This window comes from Streptomyces sp. NPDC044002 (genome assembly GCF_056434525.1).
This window is the reverse complement of record NZ_JBWKEZ010000017.1, coordinates 65,080-91,234: the sequence shown is the minus strand read 5'-3', so window position 1 is coordinate 91,234 and position 26,155 is coordinate 65,080. Positions and strand designations below refer to the sequence as shown.

Annotated in this window: 20 protein-coding genes and 1 tRNA gene; 13 read left to right on the top strand and 8 right to left on the bottom strand. The window is 69.1% G+C overall.

Going from position 1 to position 26,155, the window contains the following annotated elements; translation table 11 throughout:
- Position 1: 1 nt before the first annotated feature.
- The gene (locus AC07A6_RS15715) at positions 2 to 454 is read left to right on the top strand and encodes a hypothetical protein (RefSeq protein ID WP_050779686.1); all 453 of its coding nucleotides are present in this window, start codon (positions 2 to 4) and stop codon (positions 452 to 454) included.
- Here the strand turns inward: AC07A6_RS15715 and AC07A6_RS15710 are convergent.
- Positions 408 to 1,427 carry an adenosine deaminase gene (locus tag AC07A6_RS15710; protein ID WP_362460511.1) on the bottom strand — a complete coding sequence of 340 codons (1,020 nt, stop codon included), beginning with the start codon at positions 1,425 to 1,427 and terminating at the stop codon, positions 408 to 410. The two genes, AC07A6_RS15715 and AC07A6_RS15710, sit on opposite strands and share 47 nt — an antisense overlap.
- Positions 1,428 to 1,721: 294 nt before the next feature.
- Positions 1,722 to 2,948 carry a pyridoxal phosphate-dependent aminotransferase gene (locus tag AC07A6_RS15705; RefSeq protein WP_362460514.1) on the bottom strand — a complete coding sequence of 409 codons (1,227 nt, stop codon included), beginning with the start codon at positions 2,946 to 2,948 and terminating at the stop codon, positions 1,722 to 1,724.
- A gap of 195 nt (positions 2,949 to 3,143) precedes the next feature.
- Here AC07A6_RS15705 and AC07A6_RS15700 point away from each other — a divergent pair.
- The 10 genes from AC07A6_RS15700 (at position 3,144) to AC07A6_RS15655 (ending at position 16,540) form a co-directional block, all read left to right on the top strand.
- A tRNA-Trp gene (locus tag AC07A6_RS15700) sits at positions 3,144 to 3,216 on the top strand.
- 105 nt (positions 3,217 to 3,321) lie between these two features.
- The gene (gene secE, locus AC07A6_RS15695) at positions 3,322 to 3,603 is read left to right on the top strand and encodes a preprotein translocase subunit SecE (protein WP_042801552.1); all 282 of its coding nucleotides are present in this window, start codon (positions 3,322 to 3,324) and stop codon (positions 3,601 to 3,603) included.
- 84 nt (positions 3,604 to 3,687) lie between these two features.
- The gene (gene nusG, locus AC07A6_RS15690) at positions 3,688 to 4,617 is read left to right on the top strand and encodes a transcription termination/antitermination protein NusG (protein ID WP_362460518.1); all 930 of its coding nucleotides are present in this window, start codon (positions 3,688 to 3,690) and stop codon (positions 4,615 to 4,617) included.
- 170 nt (positions 4,618 to 4,787) lie between these two features.
- Positions 4,788 to 5,222: a 50S ribosomal protein L11 gene (gene rplK, locus AC07A6_RS15685; RefSeq protein ID WP_007265885.1), complete on the top strand. Its 435-nt coding sequence runs from the start codon at positions 4,788 to 4,790 to the stop codon at positions 5,220 to 5,222.
- Positions 5,223 to 5,309: 87 nt separating this feature from the next.
- Complete coding sequence (gene rplA, locus AC07A6_RS15680) at positions 5,310 to 6,038, top strand: 50S ribosomal protein L1 (RefSeq protein WP_125817862.1); 729 nt, start codon at positions 5,310 to 5,312, stop codon at positions 6,036 to 6,038.
- A 155-nt stretch (positions 6,039 to 6,193) separates the two neighbouring features.
- Positions 6,194 to 7,111, top strand: coding sequence for an SCO4651 family lipoprotein (locus AC07A6_RS15675; RefSeq protein WP_478777433.1), 918 nt, complete (start codon positions 6,194 to 6,196; stop codon positions 7,109 to 7,111).
- Positions 7,112 to 7,395: 284 nt separating this feature from the next.
- The gene (rplJ, locus tag AC07A6_RS15670) at positions 7,396 to 7,926 is read left to right on the top strand and encodes a 50S ribosomal protein L10 (RefSeq protein WP_054222541.1); all 531 of its coding nucleotides are present in this window, start codon (positions 7,396 to 7,398) and stop codon (positions 7,924 to 7,926) included.
- A 110-nt stretch (positions 7,927 to 8,036) separates the two neighbouring features.
- Complete coding sequence (rplL, locus tag AC07A6_RS15665) at positions 8,037 to 8,420, top strand: 50S ribosomal protein L7/L12 (protein WP_478777432.1); 384 nt, start codon at positions 8,037 to 8,039, stop codon at positions 8,418 to 8,420.
- A gap of 575 nt (positions 8,421 to 8,995) precedes the next feature.
- Complete coding sequence (gene rpoB, locus AC07A6_RS15660; RefSeq protein ID WP_478777431.1) at positions 8,996 to 12,478, top strand: DNA-directed RNA polymerase subunit beta; 3,483 nt, start codon at positions 8,996 to 8,998, stop codon at positions 12,476 to 12,478.
- 162 nt (positions 12,479 to 12,640) lie between these two features.
- The gene (locus AC07A6_RS15655) at positions 12,641 to 16,540 is read left to right on the top strand and encodes a DNA-directed RNA polymerase subunit beta' (protein WP_007265891.1); all 3,900 of its coding nucleotides are present in this window, start codon (positions 12,641 to 12,643) and stop codon (positions 16,538 to 16,540) included.
- A gap of 61 nt (positions 16,541 to 16,601) precedes the next feature.
- Here the strand turns inward: AC07A6_RS15655 and AC07A6_RS15650 are convergent, their stop codons facing one another.
- From AC07A6_RS15650 to AC07A6_RS15625, 6 genes are all read right to left on the bottom strand, one after another.
- Positions 16,602 to 17,642 (bottom strand): M48 family metalloprotease, encoded by a 1,041-nt coding sequence (locus AC07A6_RS15650; RefSeq protein ID WP_478777430.1) that lies wholly within the window; start codon positions 17,640 to 17,642, stop codon positions 16,602 to 16,604.
- Positions 17,639 to 18,586 carry a hypothetical protein gene (locus AC07A6_RS15645; protein ID WP_478777429.1) on the bottom strand — a complete coding sequence of 316 codons (948 nt, stop codon included), beginning with the start codon at positions 18,584 to 18,586 and terminating at the stop codon, positions 17,639 to 17,641. The genes AC07A6_RS15650 and AC07A6_RS15645 overlap by 4 nt, the downstream gene beginning before the upstream one ends.
- Before the next feature lie 16 nt (positions 18,587 to 18,602).
- On the bottom strand, positions 18,603 to 20,735 hold the full coding sequence (locus tag AC07A6_RS15640; RefSeq protein ID WP_478777428.1) for a hypothetical protein: 2,133 nt from the start codon (positions 20,733 to 20,735) through the stop codon (positions 18,603 to 18,605).
- On the bottom strand, positions 20,732 to 21,523 hold the full coding sequence (locus AC07A6_RS15635) for a hypothetical protein (protein ID WP_478777427.1): 792 nt from the start codon (positions 21,521 to 21,523) through the stop codon (positions 20,732 to 20,734). Before AC07A6_RS15635 ends, AC07A6_RS15640 begins: the two co-directional genes overlap by 4 nt.
- A 124-nt stretch (positions 21,524 to 21,647) precedes the next feature.
- A complete protein-coding gene (locus AC07A6_RS15630; RefSeq protein ID WP_478777426.1) occupies positions 21,648 to 22,361 on the bottom strand; it encodes a Crp/Fnr family transcriptional regulator in 714 nt (237 codons plus the stop codon).
- A gap of 61 nt (positions 22,362 to 22,422) precedes the next feature.
- The gene (locus AC07A6_RS15625) at positions 22,423 to 24,906 is read right to left on the bottom strand and encodes a YfhO family protein (protein ID WP_478777425.1); all 2,484 of its coding nucleotides are present in this window, start codon (positions 24,904 to 24,906) and stop codon (positions 22,423 to 22,425) included.
- Positions 24,907 to 25,307: 401 nt separating this feature from the next.
- On the opposite strand from AC07A6_RS15625, the gene rpsL reads away from it, so the two are divergent.
- A complete protein-coding gene (gene rpsL, locus AC07A6_RS15620; protein WP_007265893.1) occupies positions 25,308 to 25,679 on the top strand; it encodes a 30S ribosomal protein S12 in 372 nt (123 codons plus the stop codon).
- Positions 25,680 to 25,681: 2 nt separating this feature from the next.
- A complete protein-coding gene (rpsG, locus tag AC07A6_RS15615) occupies positions 25,682 to 26,152 on the top strand; it encodes a 30S ribosomal protein S7 (RefSeq protein ID WP_007265894.1) in 471 nt (156 codons plus the stop codon).
- Positions 26,153 to 26,155: the final 3 nt, after the last annotated feature.

The window sequence follows — 26,155 nt, the reverse complement described above, 5'->3', positions numbered from 1 at the left end:
CATGCACTGCCCCCTGCACGGGGCCGGTACGGACCCCACACGGCTGGTGGGGCGCGAGATCCGCCGGGTCGTCGCGTCCTGGCACATCTGCGAAGGCGAGCGCTCCGAGGCACCGCTCGACGTCTGGCTGATCGACAGCGTCGGCGAGTGCACGCGCATCACCACAGGGTCCGACCAGTGCCTCATCGTCGAGTGCGCCGAGCCGCACGAGCCGTACGACCTGGGGGAGTGGGGCCGGATCGAGGTCGGCGAGGACCTCGGCGAGCACCCCTTCCTGCGCCACCTCGGCCAGACCGTCGAATCGGTCGCCGAGTTCGCGCTGCCCGAGCAGGGGCGCACCCACCTGGAGATCGGCTTCCCCGACGGTCACCGGGTACGGGCCGACTGCCACGAGGGCGACCTGCGGCTCACCCGGCCAGCCAGTGCTCGATCCCGTCCAGAAGCTTCGCCTTGACCTCCTCCGGCGCGGCCGACCCGCGCACCGACTGACGGGCCAGCTCGGCGAGCTCCGCGTCCGTGAAGGCGTGGTGGCGGCGCGCGATCTCGTACTGGGCCGCGAGCCGGGACCCGAAGAGCAGCGGGTCGTCCGCGCCCAGCGCCATCGGCACCCCGGCCTCGAAGAGGGTCCGCAGCGGTACGTCCTCGGGCCGCTCGTACACGCCGAGGGCGACGTTGGAGGCCGGGCAGACCTCGCAGGTGATCTGCCGGTCGGCGAGCCGCTTCAGCAGCCGGGGGTCCTCGGCGGCCCGTACGCCGTGCCCGATGCGGGCGGCGTGCAGGTCGTCGAGGCAGTCGCGGACGGAGGAGGGGCCGGTCAGCTCGCCGCCGTGCGGGGCCGCGAGCAGGCCGCCCTCGCGGGCGATGGCGAAGGCGCGGTCGAAGTCGCGGGCCATGCCGCGGCGCTCGTCGTTGGAGAGCCCGAAGCCCACGATGCCGCGGTCGGCGTAGCGGACCGCGAGGCGGGCCAGGGTGCGGGCGTCGAGGGGGTGCTTCATGCGGTTCGCGGCGATCAGGACGCGCATGCCGAGGCCGGTCTCGCGGGAGGCGCTGTCGACGGCGTCGAGGATGACCTCGACGGCCGGGATCATCCCGCCGAGGAGGGGCGCGTAGGAGGTGGGGTCGACCTGGATCTCCAGCCAGCCGCTGCCGTCGCGGACGTCCTCCTCGGCCGCCTCGCGGACCAGCCGCTGGATGTCCTCGGGCTCGCGCAGGCAGTTGCGGGCGGCGTCGTAGAGCCGCTGGAAGCGGAACCAGCCGCGCTCGTCGGTGGCGCGCAGCTTGGGCGGCTCCCCGGCGGTCAGGGCGTCGGGGAGGCGGACGCCGTACTTGTCGGCGAGCTCCAGCAGGGTCGACGGGCGCATCGAGCCCGTGAAGTGCAGGTGGAGGTGGGCCTTCGGCAGAAGCGTGAGATCGCGTACGTGCTCCATCTGGTGATCCTGCCGCATCGGTCACCCGATTGGCAGCGGATTACCTGAACGGGACGTTGCCCGAACATGAATCTGACGCCGGTGGGGTGGGCGGTTGGGCCGCTGCGCGGAGCGGTCCCCTACCCTCCCTTCCTCCGTTCCCCGGGGCTCCGCCCCGGACCCCGCGCCTCAAACTCCCCCAGCTACCGCTGGGAGGTGCCCCCAGGCGAGGCTGAATCAGGCCGGACGCGCCGGAGCGGCGCCGCCCCCGCAGGGGTGACGCCGCTCCGGGATGTCCGCGGAACCGCCGGAGGCCTAGGCCTTGGCCTCCGCCAGGAGCTTCTGGATGCGGGACACGCCCTCGACCAGGTCCTCGTCGCCCAGGGCGTAGGACAGGCGCAGGTAGCCCGGGGTGCCGAAGGCCTCGCCCGGGACGACCGCGACCTCGGCCTCGTCCAGGATCAGCGCGGCCAGCTCGACGGAGGTCTGCGGGCGCTTGCCGCGGATCTCCTTGCCGAGCAGCTCCTTGACCGACGGGTACGCGTAGAACGCGCCCTCGGGGGTCGGGCAGAGGACGCCGTCGATCTCGTTGAGCATCTTCACCATCGTCTGGCGGCGGCGGTCGAAGGCCTTGCGCATCTCGGCGACGGCGTCCAGGTTGCCCGAGACGGCGGCCAGCGCGGCGACCTGGGCCACGTTGGAGACGTTGGAGGTGGCGTGCGACTGGAGGTTGGTCGCGGCCTTGATGACGTCCTGCGGGGCGATGACCCAGCCCACGCGCCAGCCCGTCATGGCGTACGTCTTGGCGACGCCGTTGACGATGATGCACTTGTCGCGCAGGGCCGGGACCAGCACGGGCAGCGAGGTGAACTTCGCGTCGCCGTAGACGAGGTGCTCGTAGATCTCGTCCGTGAGGACCCACAGGCCGTGCTCGGCGGCCCACTCGCCGATCGCCTTCGCGTCGTCCTCGCTGTAGACCGCGCCGGTCGGGTTGGAGGGGGAGACGAACAGGACGACCTTGGTGCGCTCGGTGCGCGCGGCCTCCAGCTGCTCGACGGAGACGCGGTAGCCGGTGGTCTCGTCGGCGACGACCTCGACCGGGACACCGCCGGCGAGGCGGATCGACTCCGGGTAGGTGGTCCAGTACGGGGCGGGGACGATGACCTCGTCGCCCGGGTCGAGGATCGCGGCGAAGGCCTCGTAGATGGCCTGCTTGCCGCCGTTGGTCACCAGCACCTGGGAGGCGTCGACCTCGTAGCCGGAGTCGCGCAGCGTCTTGGCGGCGATGGCCTTCTTCAGCTCGGGCAGGCCGCCGGCGGGCGTGTAGCGGTGGAACTTGGGGTCGCGGCAGGCCTCGACCGCCGCCTCGACGATGTAGTCCGGCGTCGGGAAGTCGGGCTCGCCCGCGCCGAAGCCGATCACCGGGCGCCCGGCGGCCTTGAGGGCCTTGGCCTTGGCGTCGACGGCGAGGGTGGCGGACTCGGAGATGGCGCCGATGCGGGCAGACACCCGGCGCTCGGAGGAAGGCGTTGCAGAGGTCATGGGGCCAATCGTCCCAGACGGCCGAGAAGGCCCGCACACCGTTTCAAACACCGGACGGAGCAGATCCGGATGGCTTCTGTTCGACGTCACGGCCCGGACCACGTACACTCACCTGTCGTTGGTCCTCAACAGCCGCCCCAGAGCGTGAGCACTCCGTGCACCCGCTCGGATGCGGTAGGTTGGGGAACGCAACAAAGGGTCGTAGCTCAATTGGTAGAGCACTGGTCTCCAAAACCAGCGGTTGGGGGTTCGAGTCCCTCCGGCCCTGCTTCACACTCCTTCTCGGATGTGTGCGCAGGTACGTACTTCGATGCAACGCCGTGCGGCGCAACCGGGCGCGGCTACGGCCACGACCCGGATTCAGGTGAGAGACGTGACGGACGCCCTGGGCTCCATCGACATGCCTGATGCCGACAGCGACACTCGCGAGAAGAAGGCCCGCAAGGGCGGCAAGCGCGGAAAGAAGGGCCCCCTGGGCCGTCTCGCGCTTTTCTACCGCCAGATCGTCGCGGAGCTCCGCAAGGTCGTCTGGCCCACCCGTAACCAGCTCTCGACGTACACCACCGTGGTGATTGTCTTCGTCGTCATCATGATCGGTCTGGTGACCGTGATTGACTATGGGTTCCAGGAAGCCATCAAGTTCGTCTTCGGCTGATCCCCGCGGAGGGCGGCGCCTTGATGGGTGCCGCCTTTTTTCGCATGTTCCACCACCTTTTGTATCCAGGAAGAAGCAGCCACCGTGTCTGACCCGAACCTGAACGCGAGCCACGACTCCGTCGAGTCCGTCGAGGACCAGCTCGACATCGTCGAGGCGGCGGACGCTGTGGACCCCGACGAGGTCGAGCTCGCCGACGCCGAGGCCGGTATCGCCGCCGAGGAAGCCGCGCTGCACGTCGAGGACGAGGTCGACGCCGAGGCTGACGAGGACGCCGACGAAGACGCCGAGGACGAGGGCGACATCGAGGACGAGGCCGGCGTCGAGGTTGACGCCGACGCCGACGTCGAGATCGAGGCCGACGAGGAAGCCGCCCCGGCCGAGCCCGCAGAGCCCGTCGACCCCATCCAGGCCCTCCGCGACGAGCTGCGCCTGCTGCCCGGCGAGTGGTACGTGATCCACACCTACGCGGGCTACGAGAAGCGCGTGAAGGCCAACCTGGAGCAGCGCGCCGTCTCGCTGAACGTCGAGGAGTTCATCTACCAGGCCGAGGTGCCCGAGGAAGAGATCGTCCAGATCAAGAACGGCGAGCGCAAGAACGTCCGGCAGAACAAGCTGCCCGGTTACGTGCTCGTCCGCATGGACCTGACGAACGAGTCCTGGGGCGTCGTCCGCAACACCCCGGGTGTCACCGGCTTCGTCGGCAACGCGTACGACCCGTACCCGCTGACCCTCGACGAGATCGTCAAGATGCTCGCCCCCGAGGCGCAGGAGAAGGCCGCCAAGCAGGCCGCGGAAGAGGCCGGCCTGCCCGCGCCCGCCGTCAAGCGCACCATCGAGGTCCTGGACTTCGAGGTCGGCGACTCGGTCACCGTCACCGACGGCCCGTTCGCCACGCTCCAGGCGACGATCAACGAGATCAACCCGGACTCGAAGAAGGTCAAGGGCCTCGTCGAGATCTTCGGCCGCGAGACCCCGGTCGAGCTGAGCTTCGACCAGATCCAGAAGAACTGATCTTCCGGATTCAAAGCTTCCGAAACAGGTCAGACCAGCCCGTAAAGGGCGGTCTGACCTGCTCGGTTTTTAGCCCCGCGCCCATACCCGTTATCGTGGTGCGGTATGCCTCCATCCGGATGACCGGACGGACGGCTGAAAACTCTCACTAGGACCCGGAGAGAAGAGCAATGCCTCCCAAGAAGAAGAAGGTCACGGGGCTTATCAAGCTCCAGATCAAGGCCGGTGCGGCCAACCCGGCTCCGCCGGTCGGCCCCGCGCTCGGTCAGCACGGCGTCAACATCATGGAGTTCTGCAAGGCCTACAACGCCGCGACCGAGTCGCAGCGTGGCATGGTCGTGCCGGTGGAGATCACGGTCTACGAGGACCGTTCCTTCACCTTCATCACCAAGACCCCGCCGGCCGCGCGCCTCATCCTGAAGAGCGCTGGCATCGAGAAGGGCTCCGGCGAGCCGCACAAGACCAAGGTCGCGAAGCTCACGCGTGACCAGGTCCGCGAGATCGCCACGATCAAGATGCCCGACCTCAACGCGAACGACATCGACGCCGCCGAGAAGATCATCGCCGGCACCGCCCGTTCGATGGGTATCACGGTCGAGGGCTGATCCAGCCCCCCGCAGTTCCCCAGTGGTAGGGCCAAGCGCTGGTCCGTACCACGACTCCATGCCTGAAGCACTTACACAGGAGCAGAAGTGAAGCGCAGCAAGACTCTCCGCGCTGCGGACGCCAAGGTCGACCGGGACAAGCTCTACGCCCCGCTCGAGGCCGTCCGTCTCGCCAAGGAGACCTCCACCACCAAGTTCGACGCCACCGTCGAGGTTGCCTTCCGCCTGGGTGTCGACCCGCGCAAGGCCGACCAGATGGTCCGCGGCACCGTGAACCTCCCGCACGGCACCGGTAAGACCGCCCGGGTCCTGGTCTTCGCGACCGGTGACCGTGCTGCGGCCGCGGAAGCCGCCGGCGCCGACATCGTCGGCGACGACGAGCTGATCAACGAGATCGCCAAGGGCAACCGCCTCAACGAGTTCGACGCCGTCGTGGCGACCCCGGACCTCATGGGCAAGGTCGGCCGCCTCGGCCGCGTGCTCGGTCCGCGTGGTCTCATGCCGAACCCGAAGACCGGCACCGTCACCATGGACGTCGCCAAGGCTGTCACCGACATCAAGGGTGGCAAGATCGAGTTCCGCGTCGACAAGCACTCGAACCTGCACTTCATCGTCGGCAAGGTCTCCTTCACCGACGAGCAGCTGGTCGAGAACTACGCGGCCGCTCTGGACGAGATCATCCGTCTGAAGCCGTCCGCCGCCAAGGGCCGCTACATCAAGAAGGCCGCCCTGAGCACCACGATGGGCCCCGGCATCCAGCTGGACTCCAACCGCACCCGGAACCTCCTCGTCGAGGAAGACCCGGCTGCTGTCTGAGCCTCACGGCTCGCCTGAGTGGCTGAACGGGCCCCTCGCTCCCTCGGGAGCGGGGGGCCCGTTTCCGTTTCCCCTGGCCGATAACCCGTACGACTTTTCCGTGTATCTGCCATATGGTCGGACGGTTCGACGATCACACAGGGGTGGGGACTCCAATGTTCACGTACCGCAAGAAGACCGCAGGCGCCGCGCTGGCCGCCGTACTGCTCGTGGGCGGGGCCACGACCGCGTGCGAGGACGGGAAGAAGGCCGAGGGCGGCAAGGCGGCTTCCGCGCCGTCCGCGCAGGCCTCCCCGTCCGCCTCCGCCGCGGCCAAGGGCACCGACACGGCCCCGGCCGCGTTCCTGCAGAAGGCCAAGAAGACGTCCGAGGAGATCACCTCCCTCCGATACACCCTGACGGGGACGGCTTCGGGCCAGCAGGTCTCCTCCGAGGCCTCCATGCGGCTCAAGCCGTCCATGGCGATGTCGATGAAGGCCACCTCGCAGGGCCCCGCCGAGTCCGGCACCGTCGAGATCCGCATGGTCGACGGGGCCGTGTACCTGGGCTCCGAGGGCACGTGGCTGAAGTTCGACATGAAGACCCTCGACCCGGCGACGGCCAAGAAGATGGAGAGCGCCCAGGGGAGCGCGAACAGCTCCGGCGAGAACCCCGGGGACCGGGCCGACCAGCTGATGGGGGCCAAGGACCTCAAGACGGTCGGAGAGGAGAACGTCGACGGCGTGAAGACCACGCACGTCTCCGGGACCGTCACGACCGAGCAGATGCGCGCCGGCATCGCGACGACCTCCACCCCGGAGGCCCGGGAGCGCCGGGAGAAGAGCCTCAAGCAGCTGGAGGGCGAGGGCATCAAGAGCCTCGGCGTCGACATGTGGATCGACGAGTCCGGCCGCACCAAGCAGGTCCGCACCCGCGGTGAGGGCACCAAGGGCCCGATGGACACGACGATCAAGTTCCTGGACTACAACAAGCCGGTCGAGATCACGGCACCGCCGGCCGACCAGGTCGTCGACCTCGCCGAGATGATGAAGCGCTCCCGCGCGGGCTCCGGCGCCGGCGGCGAGCAGGGCTGACCAGGCAGGACGTGTGGAGCGGATCCGCCGTAAGGGCGGATTTGCTCTGCAACGGATGCTTCGCGTACGCTTCCCCAGAAGCCAAAGACCGCTGGTCGTTGCCGTGCCTGGAAGGGTGCGGCGGCCGAAGGATCCGCTGAGTGCGGACGACCCGCGTAGGTGACTGTGGAAGGTTCCCGGGATTTCTGTTCCGGTTGAGCCGTGCCCTGGCGCCTGCGCCGGGGCGTTTCGTTTTTCAGCCCCTTCCGAGCGGTCCTCATCACCCGGAAGGAGGCGAACGCACCATGCCGACGCCCAACAAGGCTGCATCGGTAGCCGAGCTCAAGGACGCGTTCCAGAGCTCGAACGCCGCCGTGCTGACCGAGTACCGGGGTCTCACCGTCGCGCAGCTCAAGACGCTGCGTCGCTCCCTTGGTGAGAACGCCCAGTACGCCGTGGTGAAGAACACGCTGACCAAGATTGCGGCCAACCAGGCCGGGATCACCGCGCTGGACGAGCACTTCGCTGGTCCGACCGCGGTCGCCTTCATCACCGGTGACCCGGTGGAGTCGGCGAAGAGCCTGCGTGACTTCGCCAAGGAGAACCCCAACCTGATCATCAAGGCGGGTGTCCTTGATGGTAAGGCGCTCTCCGCCGATGACATCAAGAAGCTTGCGGACCTCGAGTCCCGCGAGGTTCTGCTCAGCAAGCTGGCCGGCGCGTTCAAGGGCAAGCAGTCCCAGGCTGCCTCGCTCTTCCAGGCGCTGCCGTCGAAGTTCGTCCGCACCGCGGAAGCGCTTCGCGTCAAGCTCGCCGAGCAGGGCGGTGCCGAGTAATTCGGCTCGCGCACTGATCCACGCCGCCTAGTGCGTGGGTCGTAGCGGGCCGCTACGCCCGCCTCTCTATACATCCGGCACCTGCCGAATTAGTGGAAGGATCGCCCATCATGGCGAAGCTCTCTCAGGACGACCTCCTCGCCCAGTTCGAGGAGATGACCCTCATCGAGCTCTCCGAGTTCGTGAAGGCCTTCGAGGAGAAGTTCGACGTCACCGCCGCCGCGGCCGTCGCCGTTGCCGGCCCCGCCGCCGGTGGCCCGGCCGCCGAGGTCGAGGAGGAGAAGGACGAGTTCGACGTCATCCTCACCGGCGCCGGCGACAAGAAGATCCAGGTCATCAAGGTCGTGCGCGAGCTGACCTCCCTGGGTCTGAAGGAGGCCAAGGACCTCGTCGACGGCACCCCGAAGCCGGTCCTCGAGAAGGTCAACAAGGAGGCCGCTGACAAGGCCGCCGACGCCCTCAAGGCTGCCGGTGCGGCCGTCGAGGTCAAGTAACACCTCTGAGGCCGCCTGACGGCCTCTGCGAAGGGCGATCACCCGTAAGGGTGGTCGCCCTTTGGCGTATCCGCAGTGCCTGACTTGCCCTCCTCTCGTTGGGGAGTAGGGTGATCTTCGTTGTCCCGAAGCAGGGTCCGGAGATGATCCGCTCGGAGCACGGGGCCTTGACGAACGGCCAGCGGCGCGCAATTCTCAGTCCCGTCGTGAGGTCGGCCGGCTCGATCCGAGATCCGAGGGATGGATCGAGGCATGGATCGACTACGAAGAGGGCAGTACTGATACGCGCTCTGTGTACGAGAGCCGCAGCGTGTTGGTTGAACAACGGTAGGGAAGGGCCTGTTGCCGGTTTCCGGAAACCTGGTCTGGACATCAGTGAGCCGAGTGGCTACACTGACCCTTTGCGCTGCCTGTTAGCTGTCCCCTGCCCGTCGCCAGGGGCATGCCCACGCTCGAGCACATCTGACTGACCGCCTCTGACCTGGTCTTTTCGCCAGATCGGGAGCACCTTGTCTTCTGTGTCGGCTGGGACCGGTACGCGCGTAGTGAGTCCGAGCCCTCGGAAGGACCCCCTCTTGGCCGCCTCGCGCAACGCCTCGACCAATACGAACAACGGTGCCAGCACCGCCCCGCTGCGCATCTCCTTTGCAAAGATCAAGGAGCCCCTCGAGGTTCCGAACCTCCTGGCGCTGCAGACCGAGAGCTTTGACTGGCTGCTCGGCAACGCCGCCTGGAAGTCCCGCGTCGAGTCGGCGCTTGAGAGTGGACAGGACGTCCCCACCAAGTCCGGTCTGGAAGAGATCTTCGAGGAGATCTCGCCGATCGAGGACTTCTCCGGGTCGATGTCGCTGACGTTCCGCGACCACCGGTTCGAGCCGGCGAAGAACTCCGTCGACGAGTGCAAGGAGCGCGACTTCACGTACGCGGCGCCGCTCTTCGTCACGGCCGAGTTCACGAACAACGAGACCGGTGAGATCAAGTCTCAGACGGTCTTCATGGGCGACTTCCCGCTCATGACCAACAAGGGCACCTTCGTCATCAACGGCACCGAGCGCGTCGTCGTGTCGCAGCTCGTCCGTTCCCCGGGTGTCTACTTCGACTCCTCCATCGACAAGACGTCCGACAAGGACATCTTCTCCGCCAAGATCATCCCGTCCCGGGGTGCCTGGCTGGAGATGGAGGTCGACAAGCGCGACATGGTCGGCGTCCGCATCGACCGCAAGCGCAAGCAGTCCGTCACCGTCCTCCTGAAGGCTCTCGGCTGGACCACCGAGCAGATCCTCGAGGAGTTCGGCGAGTACGAGTCCATGCGCGCCACCCTGGAGAAGGACCACACCCAGGGCCAGGACGACGCGCTGCTCGACATCTACCGCAAGCTGCGTCCGGGCGAGCCGCCGACCCGCGAGGCCGCTCAGACGCTGCTCGAGAACCTCTACTTCAACCCGAAGCGCTACGACCTCGCGAAGGTCGGCCGCTACAAGGTGAACAAGAAGCTCGGCGCCGACGAGCCGCTGGACGCCGGTGTGCTCACCACCGACGACATCATCGCGACGATCAAGTACCTCGTGAAGCTCCACGCGGGCGAGACCGAGACCATCGGTGAGTCGGGTCGCAACATCGTCGTCGAGACCGACGACATCGACCACTTCGGCAACCGTCGTCTGCGCAACGTCGGCGAGCTCATCCAGAACCAGGTCCGCACGGGTCTGGCTCGTATGGAGCGCGTCGTGCGCGAGCGCATGACCACCCAGGACGTCGAGGCGATCACGCCGCAGACCCTGATCAACATCCGGCCGGTCGTCGCCTCCATCAAGGAGTTCTTCGGCACCAGCCAGCTGTCGCAGTTCATGGACCAGAACAACCCGCTGTCGGGTCTGACGCACAAGCGTCGTCTCTCGGCGCTGGGTCCCGGCGGTCTCTCCCGTGAGCGGGCCGGCTTCGAGGTCCGTGACGTGCACCCGTCGCACTACGGCCGCATGTGTCCGATCGAGACCCCCGAAGGCCCGAACATCGGTCTGATCGGCTCGCTTGCGTCCTACGGTCGCGTCAACGCGTTCGGTTTCATCGAGACCCCGTACCGCAAGGTCGTCGACGGCGCCGTCACCGACGAGGTCGACTACGTCACCGCCGACGAGGAAGACCGCTTCGTCATCGCCCAGGCGAACGCCCGCCTGGACGACGAGCTGCGCTTCACCGAGAACCGCGTCCTGGTCCGCAAGCGTGGCGGCGAGGTCGACTACGTCGAGCCGTCCGACGTGGACTACATGGACGTCTCGCCGCGCCAGATGGTGTCCGTCGCCACCGCGATGATCCCCTTCCTCGAGCACGACGACGCCAACCGTGCCCTCATGGGCGCGAACATGATGCGCCAGGCCGTTCCGCTCATCAAGGCGGAGGCCCCGCTCGTCGGCACCGGCATGGAGTACCGCTGCGCGGTCGACGCCGGCGACTCGATCAAGGCGGAGAAGGACGGTGTCGTCCAGGAGGTCTCGGCCGACTACATCACCGTCGCCAACGACGACGGCACGTACACCACGTACCGCGTCGCCAAGTTCTCCCGCTCGAACCAGGGCACCTCGGTCAACCAGAAGGTGATCGTCAACGAGGGCGACCGCATCGTCGAGTCGCAGGTCCTCGCCGACGGCCCGGCGACCGAAGAGGGCGAGATGGCCCTCGGCAAGAACCTGCTCGTCGCGTTCATGCCCTGGGAAGGCCACAACTACGAGGACGCGATCATCCTGTCGCAGCGCCTCGTACAGGACGACGTCCTCTCCTCGATCCACATCGAGGAGCACGAGGTCGACGCCCGTGACACCAAGCTGGGCCCCGAGGAGATCACCCGGGACATCCCGAACGTCTCCGAGGAGGTCCTCGCCGACCTCGACGAGCGCGGCATCATCCGCATCGGTGCGGACGTCGTCGCCGGCGACATCCTCGTCGGCAAGGTCACGCCGAAGGGTGAGACCGAGCTGACCCCCGAGGAGCGCCTGCTCCGCGCGATCTTCGGTGAGAAGGCCCGCGAGGTGCGTGACACCTCGCTCAAGGTCCCTCACGGTGAGATCGGCAAGGTCATCGGCGTCCGCGTCTTCGACCGCGAGGAGGGCGACGAGCTTCCCCCGGGCGTGAACCAGCTGGTCCGCGTCTACGTCGCCCAGAAGCGCAAGATCACCGACGGTGACAAGCTCGCCGGCCGTCACGGCAACAAGGGTGTCATCTCCAAGATCCTCCCGATCGAGGACATGCCCTTCCTGGAAGACGGCACCCCGGTCGACATCATCCTGAACCCGCTGGGTGTCCCGTCCCGAATGAACCCGGGACAGGTCCTGGAGATCCACCTCGGCTGGCTCGCCAGCCGCGGCTGGGACGTCTCCGGCCTCGCGGACGAGTGGGCGCAGCGCCTCCAGGCGATCGGCGCCGACCAGGTCGCCCCCGGCACCAACGTCGCCACCCCCGTCTTCGACGGTGCGCGTGAGGACGAGCTGGCCGGCCTGCTCCAGCACACGATCCCGAACCGCGACGGCGAGCGCATGGTGCTCCCGACCGGTAAGGCGCGTCTGTTCGACGGCCGCTCCGGCGAGCCGTTCCCGGACCCGATCTCGGTCGGGTACATGTACATCCTCAAGCTGCACCACCTGGTCGACGACAAGCTGCACGCCCGTTCGACCGGTCCGTACTCGATGATCACGCAGCAGCCGCTGGGTGGTAAGGCGCAGTTCGGTGGTCAGCGCTTCGGTGAGATGGAGGTGTGGGCGCTCGAGGCGTACGGCGCCGCCTACGCCCTCCAGGAACTCCTGACGATCAAGTCCGACGACGTGACCGGCCGCGTGAAGGTCTACGAGGCCATCGTCAAGGGCGAGAACATCCCCGAGCCGGGCATTCCCGAGTCCTTCAAGGTGCTCATCAAGGAAATGCAGTCGCTCTGCCTCAACGTGGAGGTGCTGTCCTCGGACGGCATGTCCATCGAGATGCGCGACACCGACGAGGACGTCTTCCGCGCGGCGGAGGAGCTCGGTATCGACCTGTCCCGGCGCGAGCCGAGCAGCGTCGAAGAGGTCTGACGGGCCTGGGGGGGGGGGGGGGGGGGGGGGGGGGGGGGGGGGGGGGGGGGGGGGGGGGGGGGGGGGGGGGGGGGGGGGGGGGCCCCCCCCCCCCCCCCCCCCCGCCCCGGGACCGTTCAGACCATGATTGAGACTCGACCCCGAAAGAGGGATTGACGCACAGTGCTCGACGTCAACTTCTTCGACGAGCTGCGGATCGGCCTTGCCACCGCGGACGACATCCGAACCTGGTCGCACGGCGAGGTCAAGAAGCCGGAGACCATCAACTACCGCACCCTCAAGCCCGAGAAGGACGGACTCTTCTGCGAGAAGATCTTCGGTCCGACCCGGGACTGGGAGTGCTACTGCGGCAAGTACAAGCGTGTCCGCTTCAAGGGCATCATCTGTGAGCGCTGTGGCGTCGAGGTCACGCGCGCCAAGGTGCGCCGTGAGCGCATGGGCCACATCGAGCTCGCCGCTCCCGTCACCCACATCTGGTACTTCAAGGGCGTCCCGTCGCGCCTGGGCTACCTGCTGGACCTCGCGCCGAAGGACCTCGAGAAGGTCATCTACTTCGCCGCGTACATGATCACGTTCGTCGACGACGAGCGCCGTCAGCGCGACCTGCCGTCGCTGGAGGCCCACGTCTCCGTCGAGCGCCAGCAGATCGAGAACCGCCGTGACGCGGACCTCGAAGGCCGTGCCAAGAAGCTCGAGAGCGACCTGGCCGAGCTGGAGGCCGAGGGCGCCAAGGCCGACGTGCGCCGCAAGGTGCGCGAAGGCGCCGAGCGCGAGATGAAGCAGCTCCGCGACCGCGCCCAGCGCGAGATCGACCGCCTCGACGAGGTGTGGAACCGCTTCAAGAACCTCAAGGTCCAGGACCTGGAGGGCGACGAGCTCCTCTACCGCGAGCTGCGTGACCGCTTCGGCACGTACTTCGACGGTTCGATGGGTGCCGCGGCGCTGCAGAAGCGCCTGGAGTCCTTCGACCTGGAGGAGGAGGCCGAGCGCCTCCGCGAGATCATCCGTACCGGCAAGGGCCAGAAGAAGACCCGTGCGCTCAAGCGCCTCAAGGTCGTCTCCGCGTTCCTGCAGACCAGCAACAGCCCCAAGGGCATGGTCCTGGACTGCGTCCCGGTCATCCCGCCGGACCTGCGTCCGATGGTGCAGCTGGACGGTGGCCGCTTCGCGACCTCCGACCTGAACGACCTGTACCGCCGCGTGATCAACCGCAACAACCGCCTGAAGCGCCTTCTCGACCTCGGTGCCCCCGAGATCATCGTGAACAACGAGAAGCGCATGCTCCAGGAGGCGGTCGACGCCCTCTTCGACAACGGCCGTCGTGGTCGCCCGGTGACGGGCCCCGGCAACCGTCCGCTGAAGTCCCTCAGCGACATGCTGAAGGGTAAGCAGGGTCGATTCCGTCAGAACCTTCTCGGTAAGCGTGTGGACTACTCCGCGCGTTCCGTGATCGTCGTCGGTCCGCAGCTGAAGCTGCACCAGTGTGGTCTGCCCAAGGCCATGGCGCTGGAGCTCTTCAAGCCGTTCGTGATGAAGCGCCTGGTCGACCTGAACCACGCGCAGAACATCAAGAGCGCGAAGCGCATGGTCGAGCGCGGCCGCACGGTCGTCTACGACGTGCTCGAAGAGGTCATCGCCGAGCACCCGGTGCTGCTGAACCGTGCGCCTACGCTGCACCGCCTCGGCATCCAGGCCTTCGAGCCCCAGCTGGTCGAAGGCAAGGCCATCCAGATCCACCCGCTCGTCTGCACCGCGTTCAACGCGGACTTCGACGGTGACCAGATGGCCGTCCACCTGCCGCTCTCCGCGGAGGCGCAGGCCGAGGCCCGCATCCTGATGCTGTCCTCGAACAACATCCTCAAGCCGGCCGACGGCCGTCCGGTCACGATGCCGACGCAGGACATGGTCCTGGGTCTGTTCTTCCTGACCACCGACGGTGAGCTCCGTGACGTCAAGGGTGAGGGCCGCGCGTTCGGCTCGACCGCCGAGGCGATCATGGCGTTCGACGCCGGCGAGCTCGCGCTGCAGTCGTCCGTCGACATCCGCTTCCCGGTGGGCACCATCCCGCCGCGCGGCTGGGTGCCGCCGGTCGCCGAAGAGGGCGAGCAGGAGTTCCAGCCGGGCGACAGCTTCCGTCTGAAGACGACCCTGGGTCGCGCGCTCTTCAACGAGCTGCTGCCCGAGGACTACCCGTTCGTCGACTACTCGGTGGGCAAGAAGCAGCTCTCCGAGATCGTCAACGACCTGGCGGAGCGCTACCCCAAGGTCATCGTGGCGGCGACGCTCGACAACCTGAAGGCGGCCGGCTTCCACTGGGCGACCCGTTCGGGCGTCACCGTGGCCATCTCCGACGTCGTCGTGCCCGAGGCCAAGAAGGCCATCGTCGCGGGCTACGAGGCTCAGGACGAGAAGGTCCAGAAGCAGTACGAGCGCGGTCTGATCACCAAGGACGAGCGCACGCAGGAGCTCATCGCGATCTGGACCAAGGCGACCAACGAGGTTGCCGAGGCGATGAACGCGAACTTCCCCAAGACGAACCCCATCTTCATGATGGTTGACTCGGGTGCCCGAGGAAACATGATGCAGATGCGACAGATCGCCGGTATGCGTGGTCTGGTGTCGAACGCGAAGAACGAGACCATCCCGCGTCCGATCAAGGCGTCCTTCCGTGAGGGCCTCACCGTTCTGGAGTACTTCATCTCCACGCACGGTGCCCGTAAGGGTCTGGCGGACACCGCCCTGCGTACCGCCGACTCGGGTTACCTCACCCGTCGTCTGGTGGACGTCTCGCAGGACGTCATCATCCGCGAGGAGGACTGCGGCACCGAGCGCGGCCTCAAGCTCAAGATCGGTGTCAAGGACGAGACCGGTGTCCTCCGCAAGGCGGACGACGTCGAGACCTCCGTGTACGCCCGCATGCTGGCCGAGGACGTCGTCATCGACGGCAAGGTCATCGCGCCGGCGAACGTGGACCTCGGCGACGTGCTCATCGACGCCCTCATCGCGAACGGCGTCGAGGAGGTCAAGACCCGCTCGGTCCTGACCTGCGAGTCCGCGGTCGGCACCTGTGCCTTCTGCTACGGCCGCTCGCTGGCCACCGGCAAGCTCGTCGACATCGGCGAGGCGGTCGGCATCATCGCCGCCCAGTCCATCGGTGAGCCCGGTACCCAGCTGACGATGCGTACCTTCCACACCGGTGGTGTGGCCGGTGACGACATCACGCAGGGTCTGCCGCGTGTCGTCGAGCTCTTCGAGGCCCGTACCCCGAAGGGTGTCGCCCCGATCTCCGAGGCCGCCGGCCGCGTGCGGATCGAGGAGACCGAGAAGACGAAGAAGATCGTCATCACGCCCGACGACGGCAGCGAGGAGACGGCCTTCCCGATCTCCAAGCGCGCCAAGGTCATCGTGCACGAGGGCGACCACGTCGAGGTGGGCCAGAAGCTCACCATGGGTGCCACCAACCCGCACGACGTGCTGCGCATCCTCGGCCAGCGTGCCGTCCAGGTCCACCTGGTCGGCGAAGTCCAGAAGGTCTACAACTCGCAGGGCGTGTCGATCCACGACAAGCACATCGAGATCATCATCCGGCAGATGCTGCGCCGCGTGACGATCATCGAGTCCGGCGACGCGGAGCTCCTGCCGGGCGAGCTCGTCGAGCGCTCGAAGTTCGAGACCGAGAACCGTCGCGTGGTCACCGAGGGCGGTCACCCCGCCTCCGGCCGTCCGCAGCTGATGGGTATCACCAAGGCCTCGCTGGCGACGGAATCCTGGCTGTCGGCCGCCTCCTTCCAGGAGACGACCCGAGTCCTGACGGATGCGGCGATCAACGCCAAGTCCGACAGCCTCATCGGCCTCAAGGAGAACGTCATCATCGGTAAGCTCATCCCGGCCGGTACGGGCCTGTCCCGCTACCGCAACATCCGGGTCGAGCCGACCGAGGAGGCCAAGGCCGCGATGTACTCGGCCGTCGGCTACGACGACATCGACTACTCGCCCTTCGGCACCGGCTCCGGCCAGGCTGTCCCGCTGGAGGACTACGACTACGGCCCGTACAACGGCTGAGTCGGACATGAGCAGTAACCGCAGGGCGGTCACCCGAGAGGGTGGCCGCCCTGCGGCGTTCCTAGCCCCGGGGCTCCAGGTAGCGCTGGAGGTGGTGGAGGCGGGTGCGGTGGTCGGGATGGGTGGAGAGCAGCCGCGACAGAACGCCGTCGTCGCCGGAAGCAGGGGCCTCCTCGGCCAGTACGTCGTGCAGCATCCGGGAGAGCATCGGAGCGAAGCCCAGTGCGGCCGCGTGCCGGTCGGCCCGGAGTTCGGCGCGGCGTCCGACGGCGGCGGACAAGTAGGGCAGCGCGAGGAGGAGCAGCGGCAGGCCGTAGGTCAGGGTCAGGGTGGCGAAGACCAGCCAGCCGAAGAGGACGATCAGGATGCCTGCGGCCACGTACGAGAATCCGCTCGCGATGCGTATCAGCTTCACCGTGCCCGCGGCCAGGCCGAGCCAGGCCAGCCGGCCCGGGAGCGCGTACCACCAGCTGAGCAGCCCCGTCCACGCGTGCCCGGCGGTGTGATGGCCCAGCTCGTGGGCGAGCACCGCGGCCAGCTGGGCCTCGGGCAGACGCTCCAGGGCGCGCCGGGTGACGGCGACGATGTGGCCGGCGGCGGCGAGGGCGTTCAGGTCGTCGCTGTCCTCGATCCACAGCTCGTAGCCGGTGCCGTCCACCCCGGCGCGGGCGGTGACCTCACGCCACAGGGGGGCGAGCACCGCCAGCTCGGAAGGGAGCGGATGCTGGAGCCGGAGCAGGTGGCGGGCGAGGAAGCGCTCGCTGGGCCGGTGGAACGTGAGGGCCCCGGAAACGAGCCACAGTGCGGTCGGCACCCAGGCCGGCAGCCCGAGCCAGGCCTCCAGCAGCGTGGCCGTTCCCAGCACGACGAGCAGGCTCGTCAGGAATCCGGGCAGGTGGAGGGCGAGCCGGCCGAGGGCGGTGGCGTCCGCGGTGCGCTGCCGGGCGCGGTAGTGGACGCGGGTGCCCGGTGGGTGGCGATAGCCGAGGTGGTCATGGTCAGGCCGGGGCTGGGAGGGGACGTACGCGGGCGCGGGCGCGGGGGCCTCCGGGTACCGGGGGTACTCGGGCGGGGGCCCGGGCGACTCGGCGGGCTTGGTCACGGCGCCTGCTCCGGGTCGACGGGCGGATGGGGGCGGCGTCCGTAACCGGGCGGCAGCTCGGGGAGCTCCGGCGTGGGCAGCGTGGCACGGGGGTGGGGCGCGAGGGCTTCGTTGATCTGCTCGATCATGAGCTGCCGGGTGCGGTCCAGCTCGTGGGCCTCACCGCCGTCCGGGCCCAGCAGCGTCTTGACCTGGTCGAGCTGCGAGCGGAGGAGCGCGAGCTGGTGCTTCTCCATGCTGTCGAGTGCGAGCCGGGTGTCCTCGGGGTGCCGGGCCAGATGCAGGGCCCAGGCCTGAACGCCGCCCCGGGCGAAGTGCTGCTGGTAGAAGGCGATCTTCTGGGCCTCGTACCGCTGGAGCTCCAGCTCGTGGCGGGCCGCCTGGAGGCGCCGCTCGTGCTCGATGTTGTCGGCGTCGCGGCGCAGGCGCACCGTCCAGTCGACGCGCAGTCCCACGCCTTCGCCCAGCGGCTTGCCCGCGCCCACCGTGGCGAGCAGCGCTTCCTCGGCAGCCGCGCTGCCGCCGATGTGGAAGCCGCGGGTCACCGGCCTGCAGGACTGCTCCAGCTCGCCGAGCAGGAGCCGGGGGACGTCACGGCAGCCGCTCTGGACGTACACGGCAGGGTGCGCGACCTGCCAGGTGAGCTCGACCGTCGCCGTGAACTCGTGGGCGTCGTTGTCGCTGGGCAGTGCGATCTCCGCCCGGACGGGATGCGACCCCATGTCCACCTCGTACACGGCTGTGTAGAGGCGTGCGGTCCTGGGGCGCGGCCGGTTCGGCGGCAGGTACGGAACGTACGTGCCCTTCGGCGTCGCGTAGACCAGGGCGTGGTCGATGCGGGTCGCCCCCCTGCCGCCGAAATCGAAGCGGCCGATCTGGCGGACCGTGACGACGGGGTCGGTCAGCTTGCTGTGCCGCTGGGCGTGCTGGTCGTAGTCGTACATCGTGCGGGCCTTCCCTTCAGGCGGGCGTGGGGCGGGTGAGCGCGACGCGCAGGCGGGTAGCGGCCTCCGGATACGGGCCGCCGTCCGCGCCCTGCGGGTTCCGCAGCAGGTAGTCCAGGCGGGAGGTCTCCCGGGGGGTCGCGGCCAGCCTGGACAGCAGCGAGGCCAGCGCCCATTCCGTCTTCTCGTCCTGGTCGGCGGCCCGGATCCAGCCGCGCAGCACCTGCTCGGCGTCCTCCGTGTAGGCGCGGTCGTCGAGGGCGTCGCGCAGGAGCCGCACGATCGCGGGCGCCGTCGGGGTGTCGTCCCGGTCGGCGCGCGCGTACCAGTCGAGGACCAGCGGGCGTCCGTGCCCGGCCTCCTCGTCCCGCCGGCCGCAGGCGGTGAGGAAGCCGCGCACGGCGAGTTCGTGGGCCGAACGGTGGTCAGGGAGGGCCCGCAACAGTTCGGCGAGGACGGTGTCCGCCCGGGGCGACAGGAGGAGGAGGGCGACCGACTTCGGGAGTTCGTCGCGCACCTGCTGGTCCGGCTTCTTCTTGCCGTGCTGCCGGTGTGCCTGTGCGCGCAGGGCGGCCAGGGCGGCCTCCGGGCGCTCGGTCCCGATCAGCCCCTGGGCCCGCACCCCGACCCAGCAGGGGCGGGGGTCGTCGGCGTCCGCGCTCCAGGCGTCGACGATGCGGGGGATGTTCGGCGCGTCGATCTGGTGGGCGAGGGTGAGGGCGCTGACTGCCGTCGTCCGTCTCCGGGCCCTGTCCGAGCGGGCCCAGGGTTCGATGATCAGGGCCATCGCGGACGGCAGGTCCGTGCGCGCGAGTACGGCTGCGGTGGCCGCGGCACGGGTGCGCACAAGTGGCCGGCCGTCGTCCGCCAGCTGGTTCAGCCACTTCACCAGGGCGGGCCGGGCGGCGGGATGGCCGGTCCACACCTCCGGCAGCAGGACGAGGGCGGTCCGGTCGTCGAGGAAGGCCGCTTTGACCTGGGTGACCTTGCCCCACTCGGTGTCCTCGCGCTCCGGGTACGTGCGCGCCCGGGCGAGCTGGAGCCGTTTGCCGATGTGGGTGCTGAAGACGGGGATGGCTTCGTACCGCTTGGGGTCGCCGACCCGCTGGAGCTGGGAGTACAGCAGGTCGCTGAGCTCTGCCGTCAGGGCGTACGGGCCGCCGTCGAAGGCGGCCAGGGCGATGAGGAAGGCCTTCTCCCGCAGGTGGACGATCTCCTCGGGCTCCGCGAACCACTCGCGCACCTGGTCCTTCAGCGCGCGCAGGGAGTAGTCGGCCAGCTCGCTCGCGTCGCTCAGGCCCACCGCGTACTGGCGTAACTCTGTCGCGTACCCGACGACCTCGCGGAGCTGGTGGTCACGGGAGAGGAACTCGCCGACGGCCGGAAGGGCGAGCAGACGGGCGGCGGCCTCGGCTCCGACGTCCACGGTGAGCCGGGCGGCCAGGACCGCCTTCTGGCCCGGAGGCTTCCATTCCTCCGGGCGGATGGCGCCCTCCAGGTACGACCCCACACCGGTGGTGATCACCAGATGGGTCTTCCGTTCGCGCATGAGGTCGCGGAGCTTGTTGAACTGCGCTTCGCGCAGGGGGTCGTCACGGCTGGTGTTCAGGTCGCACAGCAGGTAGCCGGCTGCCTTGCCGGATGTGCCGAACAGGCCTGCGAGCTTCCCCGGGGCCGTGGTGGCGTCCAGGGCGTGCACCGGGGTGGCGCCCACGGAGCGGAGGAGCATCAGGGCGGCGGCCCGGCGTCCGGTGAAGGGCGTGCCCGTGAGCACGAGGACCTGCTCCTTCAGGAGCCGGTCGCGGAGCTGCGCGAAGCGGGTGCCCTCGTCGACGAAGACGGCGGACAGCCGGTCCAGGTACGCGGGCGGGATCTCCCCCGATGCCGGGGAGTCGCTCCCGAGCCCGCCAAAGCTGTAGTGGATCTCGGTGGTGACGTTGCCGAAGATCCGGTCGGCCACGACGCCGTGGTTGGTGCCGTCGAACGCCATCGACTTCGGTGCGTGCGCATGCAGCTCACGTCGGGTGGCCCAGGGCTGCTGGGCCTCCTCCTCGGCCGTCTTCTCCTCTTCGGCCGCGCCCCCGTCCTCCGCCGCTGCCTGCTCGGGCTCTTCGGCAGGGTCCGCGGTCTGGTCCGGCTGGTCGCTCACCGGCGGTCACCGAAGATGATGTCGCCGTGGACCACGCCGGCACGGACGGCGTTGCCCTCGATGTGATTGGCGAGGATTCCGTCGTTGACGCCCTGGAAGCGGATGCCGGCGGTGTCCGGCCGGCCCTCGCCGGCGGTCTCCCCTCCCTCTCCCGCCCGTCCGGGTTCTCGTGGGGCCTCCGGTGCGGGGGCCGACGCGGGTCCGGTGACCGATCCCGTCGGCAGGGGGCCGTGCAGCCAGGCCCGGAGCGGGCCGTTCTTGCTGTCCACGGTGACCTCGTGGAACTCCTCCGCAGGGATCCCCGGGTGGTTGTGCCGCACGATCCCGGTGTGAACGGAGGGGGACACGCAGAGGGCGTAGTCGTCCGTCCGCTCGCGCAGCGCCGCCCGCAGCGGTTCGCCGTCCAGCAGCCGACAGGCTTCGTTGAGGTCGGTGCCCACCCAGCCCTCGTGCTCGTCGATCATCACCATGCCGCTCGCGAGCACGACCCGCAGCCGGAGCTGGGCCGAGCTGGCCGCCAACCGGTTGATCGCGCGGAGCTGGGCGGGGACCTCCGTCAGCAGGGTGCGGAGCAGCACGTTCAGGGGGACGTGCGGGTCGATCAGCTCCATGACGGCGTCGCCCCGGTCGGCGCGCAGCCGTAACGTCCTGTCGACCCCTGCGGCGAGCAGGGTCCGGTCCACGACGTCGTACAGCATCCGGCGCAGGTAGGTCTGCTGGACGTCGTCACGGTCACTGAACCGCTCGGTGTCGACGAGGAGGAAGCTCCGGGGCAGCGGGTTGGTCATGATCGCCTCTCGTGGTGGGTTCCCGTGGTGACGGGTCGTGAGAAGAGGGTGGCGCAGGCGGGCGCGCCGCCGAGAGGGCGGATGACACACCCGGAGTGTGACGGCCTGCACTGAAGGGGACGGGTCAGCCCTCGCCCTGCGCCTGCGCGATCCGGCGCAGTACGCCCGGCCGTGCGATCACCGTCGTGCGGCGGCCCGTGATGACGACCCCGCGGTCGCGCAGGTGCTTGAGCTCGCGCTGGACCATCTCGCGGGAGGCCCCGATGGCTCCGCCGATCTCCTGCTTGCTGAGGGGGACGGTGATCTCGATGCCTTCCCCGGTGCGCCGCCCGTGCGTATGAGCCAGGTCCTGGAGGAGCACCGCCAGACGTTCGCGGACACTCAGCGAGGCGAACTCCAGCCGCCTCCGGTCGCCGGCGCGTGCGCGGTCCGCGGTGAGGGCCAGGAGCTCGAAGGCGGCGGAGGGGACGCGGGCGAGGAAGCCGCGGAAGCGTTCGGAGGCGACGGCCACGGCGCGCACCGGTTCGAGCGCGGTCACGGTGGCGGAGCGGGCGCGCCCCGTCAGGGCGGCGGATTCGCCGACGATGTCGCCCGGGCCGCGCAGGGCGAGCAGGGCCTCTTTGCCGTTGGAGGCGGAGGTGGTGACCTTCGTCCAGCCGTGGAGGATCAGCAGCACGTGGGCGGCGGGTTCGTTCTGGTGGATGAGGTGCGCGCGGGTCGCGAACGTCAGCTCGCGGCCCAGTGCCCGTAACGCTGCGCCGTCCTCGTCCTCCAGGCGGGCCAGGAAGGGGACACGGTCGTCCAGCCCTCCGTCATCCGCCACGTGCTCCGCTGCCATGCGTGCCCCCCGGTCGTCAGGGCGGTCAATGTACTGGCCACCGGGGAGGCGCGGCGGTGGATCAGCGGATTTCGCGGCGGCGCCTGAGGTAGCCGGCCGTGGTGACCGACGCCAGGGTGAGGAGGGCCAGGGCGGCGGCTGCGAGGCCCTGGGGGAGGCCCTTCGGGGTGAAGGTGCAGGAGAGGGTGCGGGTGGTCGGGGTGACCTGGAGGGAGAGGAGGCCGTGGAAGTCGCGGATCGGGGCCGAGCACTGCCAGCCGGGGATGTTGGTGACCGCCAGGACCGCGGTGCCGGAGGTGTTCGGGGGGAGGGTGGCTTCCAGGGTGTGGCCGCCGATGCGGACGGAAGAGGCGCCCGTCGACTTCAGGGCGGTGATCCGGGTGTCCAGGGCGGTCCGGTCCAGGCAGCCGATGGGGGTCGGGCCGGCGGTGGCGTTCTCCGTGCGGGTCTCCACCGTCGCGGTGACCTCGCCCGAGGCGGGTACCGGGCCCAGGGGGACGACGCCCGTCATGCGGTCCATGAGGGGGAGCTCGGTGCGCCCGGTGCGGAGGGTGCCGTACAGGGCGGGGGAGTACCAGTAGGCCTCGGAGCCCGGGGTGCACCGGGCGGCGTACGTCTGGGTGGTCGGGGTGCCCGTGCGGGTGGTGCCCGGGACCTCGTAGACCGTGGCGCCCAGGACGTTCTCCTGGTGGGCGTAGACCGAGTCCGCGGGGTTGGGGGAGGTGTAGGGGGTGGTGCGGAGCGTGACCAGGGGCGGAGCGGGCTGCTTCAGCGCCGTCCAGGTGCCCGGGACGGGGCCCGGGTGGACGCGGGCGCCGATCGAGAAGATCGCGTCGAGCACCGGGTTGTCGGCGCCGAAGAAGGTCCGGCCGTCGTTCTTGAAGCCGTAGCCGAGGGGTTCCAGGGCCTGGTAGGTCGCTTCCGGAAGGTAGCTGCTGTAGTACTGCGGGCCCTCCGCCTGAAGGGCGAGGGCGTCGTTGTACGAGGTCTGCGGCGCGCCCGAGTCCGTCCGGTAGGCGGGCCAGCCGTCCACGCTCCGGACCGCCTCGAAGTGGTTCGTGATCGAGCGGTTCGAGGTCGGGACGGGGGCCGCCCAGCGCTCGCGGGAGCGGCGGGCGTCCGCGTTGGCCGCCGCGACCGTCGATTCGGCGAAGACCACGCCGGTCATGAGGAGGGCCGCCAGGGGGAGGAGGGCGCGGTGCCCGTCCGACCGGGTGAGGAGGAGCAGGGCGAGGAGGGAGACCGCGCCGCCTCCCAGGACGGCCGGCCAGGTCCAGCCGCCGAAGTCGTTCGTGTGGCGGAGCACGAAGGTGGCCAGCAGGAGCAGGGCCGCCGACAGGGCCAGGTGGAGGGGACGGGGGCGGTTGGCCAGGGCGAGCCAGGCCAGGACGACGACCATCCCGCTGAACACGAACGCCTCGCGGTACGGGTTGCCGTTCGGCACCGCCAGGCCGTGCCACACGTACTGCGTCGGGGGGAACTGGAAGGAGACCAGGACGAGGAGGGTGGCCGCCGCCCACGTCAGGCGGGTACGGGCCGCGATCCGGGTGTTCAGGAGGAAGCTGCCCGCCAGGATCAGGCCCAGCGAGGCCACGTACAGGCGCGGGCGGCCGCCCCACAGGTGGGTGGCCGGCAGCATGCCGGACAGGAAGATCTCGATCCGGACCGGGTCGAAGGCGCCGGCCTTGGTGGGCTGCGCCGCCCCGCTGGACAGGAAGGACGGCAGGAGGAGGGGGAGGGTCAGGAGGATGCCGGTCGCGGCGGCGGTCGCCGCGCGCCAGAGGGCGCGCAGGCGCTGGGCGCCGGTCAGCTCCAGGGTGATCAGGCGGATGGCCAGCAGTACGCAGGCGGCCATCGTGGCCATCATCGCGGTGTAGAAGTTCCCGAACCAGGCGAGGGCGACCAGCAGTGCCACCCCCGTCCAGCGGCGCCCCTCCAGGCACCACTCGACGGCGATGCCGAGCAGGGGGAGGGCCACCAGGCCCCAGAGCCACATCGGGATGTACGAGGCGTCGCTGAGGGCCCAGCCGCACAGGCCGTACGTCGCCCCGAGCACGCCGCGCTGCCACCACGGCCCGGGGTGCAGCTTGCCCAGGTAGACCGTCATGACCGCGGCCGCGGTGCCCATGGTGACCGGGGTGATCACGAAGACGGCGAGGTCGACGTGCTCGCGGGGCACGAGGACGGCCAGCCAGGAGAAGGGATTGCCCAGGTAGGTGTAGTAGTCGGACAGGAACTGTTGTCCGAAGCCGCCCCGCCAGGTGAACAGCACGTCACCGGCGGCCTGGCCGTGGACCAGGTCCCACAGCGCCCGGTGGAAGGGGACGTACTGGTTGGCCTGGTCGTTGATGGCCCGGCCCTTGTCCCCGAAGGGGAAGGTGCCCCGGGCCGCCCAGGCGGCGCAGAAGGCGCCCGAGGTGACGAGGAAGGCGAGCAGGGGCCCGTACAGCCGGGAGAGTGCGGCGCGCCGCTGTGACGTGGGGGTTCGGCCGCCGTCGGGGGGCGGGTTCCCCGCCGTCGTCGGCTGCGGTGTGACCGTCCCCAATGTCCTGCTCCTGGCGCTCGTACGTTTTGGACTGACTCGCTGGGATTCGCTGCGCAGTGTAGTTCGCCCTCCCTACCACGCCCGTGCGCGGTACGCGCGCCCACCCCGGTCCCGGGCTTCCCGCCCGTGCGGCGCCTGAGCTGTGCGGTCGTCGCGGCGGCGGCGGGGCGGCTTATGTTTTGACCGGAGTGGATGCGGTGGGTACGCTCAGACCTTGTGCCTGGGGTGTGCCTGGGCTCCCGTGCGTGTCCATCAACCGCACGCGAGAGTCAACGGCCACTGCGATCCACGCGTCTTTCCGCGCTTGCGGGGAGGTCCGCCGGATCCGACACACCCGACCGCGTGGGTCGGCAAAGTTCCAGGTTAGCTTCACTACACGGCACACAGAAACCGGAGAAGTAGTGCCTACGATCCAGCAGCTGGTCCGTAAGGGCCGGCAGGACAAGGTCGAGAAGACAAAGACCCCCGCGCTCGAGGCCTCGCCCCAGCGTCGCGGCGTCTGCACGCGTGTGTTCACGACCACCCCGAAGAAGCCGAACTCGGCGCTCCGTAAGGTCGCGCGTGTGCGTCTGACCTCCGGCATCGAGGTCACCGCTTACATTCCGGGTGAGGGACACAACCTGCAGGAGCACTCGATCGTGCTCGTGCGTGGTGGCCGTGTGAAGGACCTGCCGGGTGTTCGTTACAAGATCATCCGCGGTGCGCTTGACACCCAGGCTGTCAAGAACCGCAAGCAGGCCCGCAGCCGCTACGGCGCCAAGAAGGAGAAGTAAGAATGCCTCGTAAGGGCCCCGCCCCGAAGCGCCCGGTCATCATCGACCCGGTCTACGCATCTCCTCTGGTGACCTCGCTCATCAACAAGATCCTGCTGAACGGCAAGCGCTCCACCGCCGAGCGCATCGTCTACGGCGCCATGGAAGGCCTCCGCGAGAAGACCGGCAACGACCCGGTCATCACGCTGAAGCGCGCGCTGGAGAACGTCAAGCCGTCCCTCGAGGTCAAGTCCCGCCGTGTCGGTGGCGCGACCTACCAGGTCCCCGTCGAGGTCAAGCCGGGTCGCCAGTCGACCCTGGCCCTCCGCTGGCTCGTGGGTTACTCCCGCGCCCGCCGCGAGAAGACCATGACCGAGCGCCTGATGAACGAGCTGCTCGACGCCTCGAACGGTCTTGGCGCTGCCGTCAAGAAGCGTGAGGACACGCACAAGATGGCCGAGTCCAACAAGGCCTTCGCGCACTACCGCTGGTAGTCC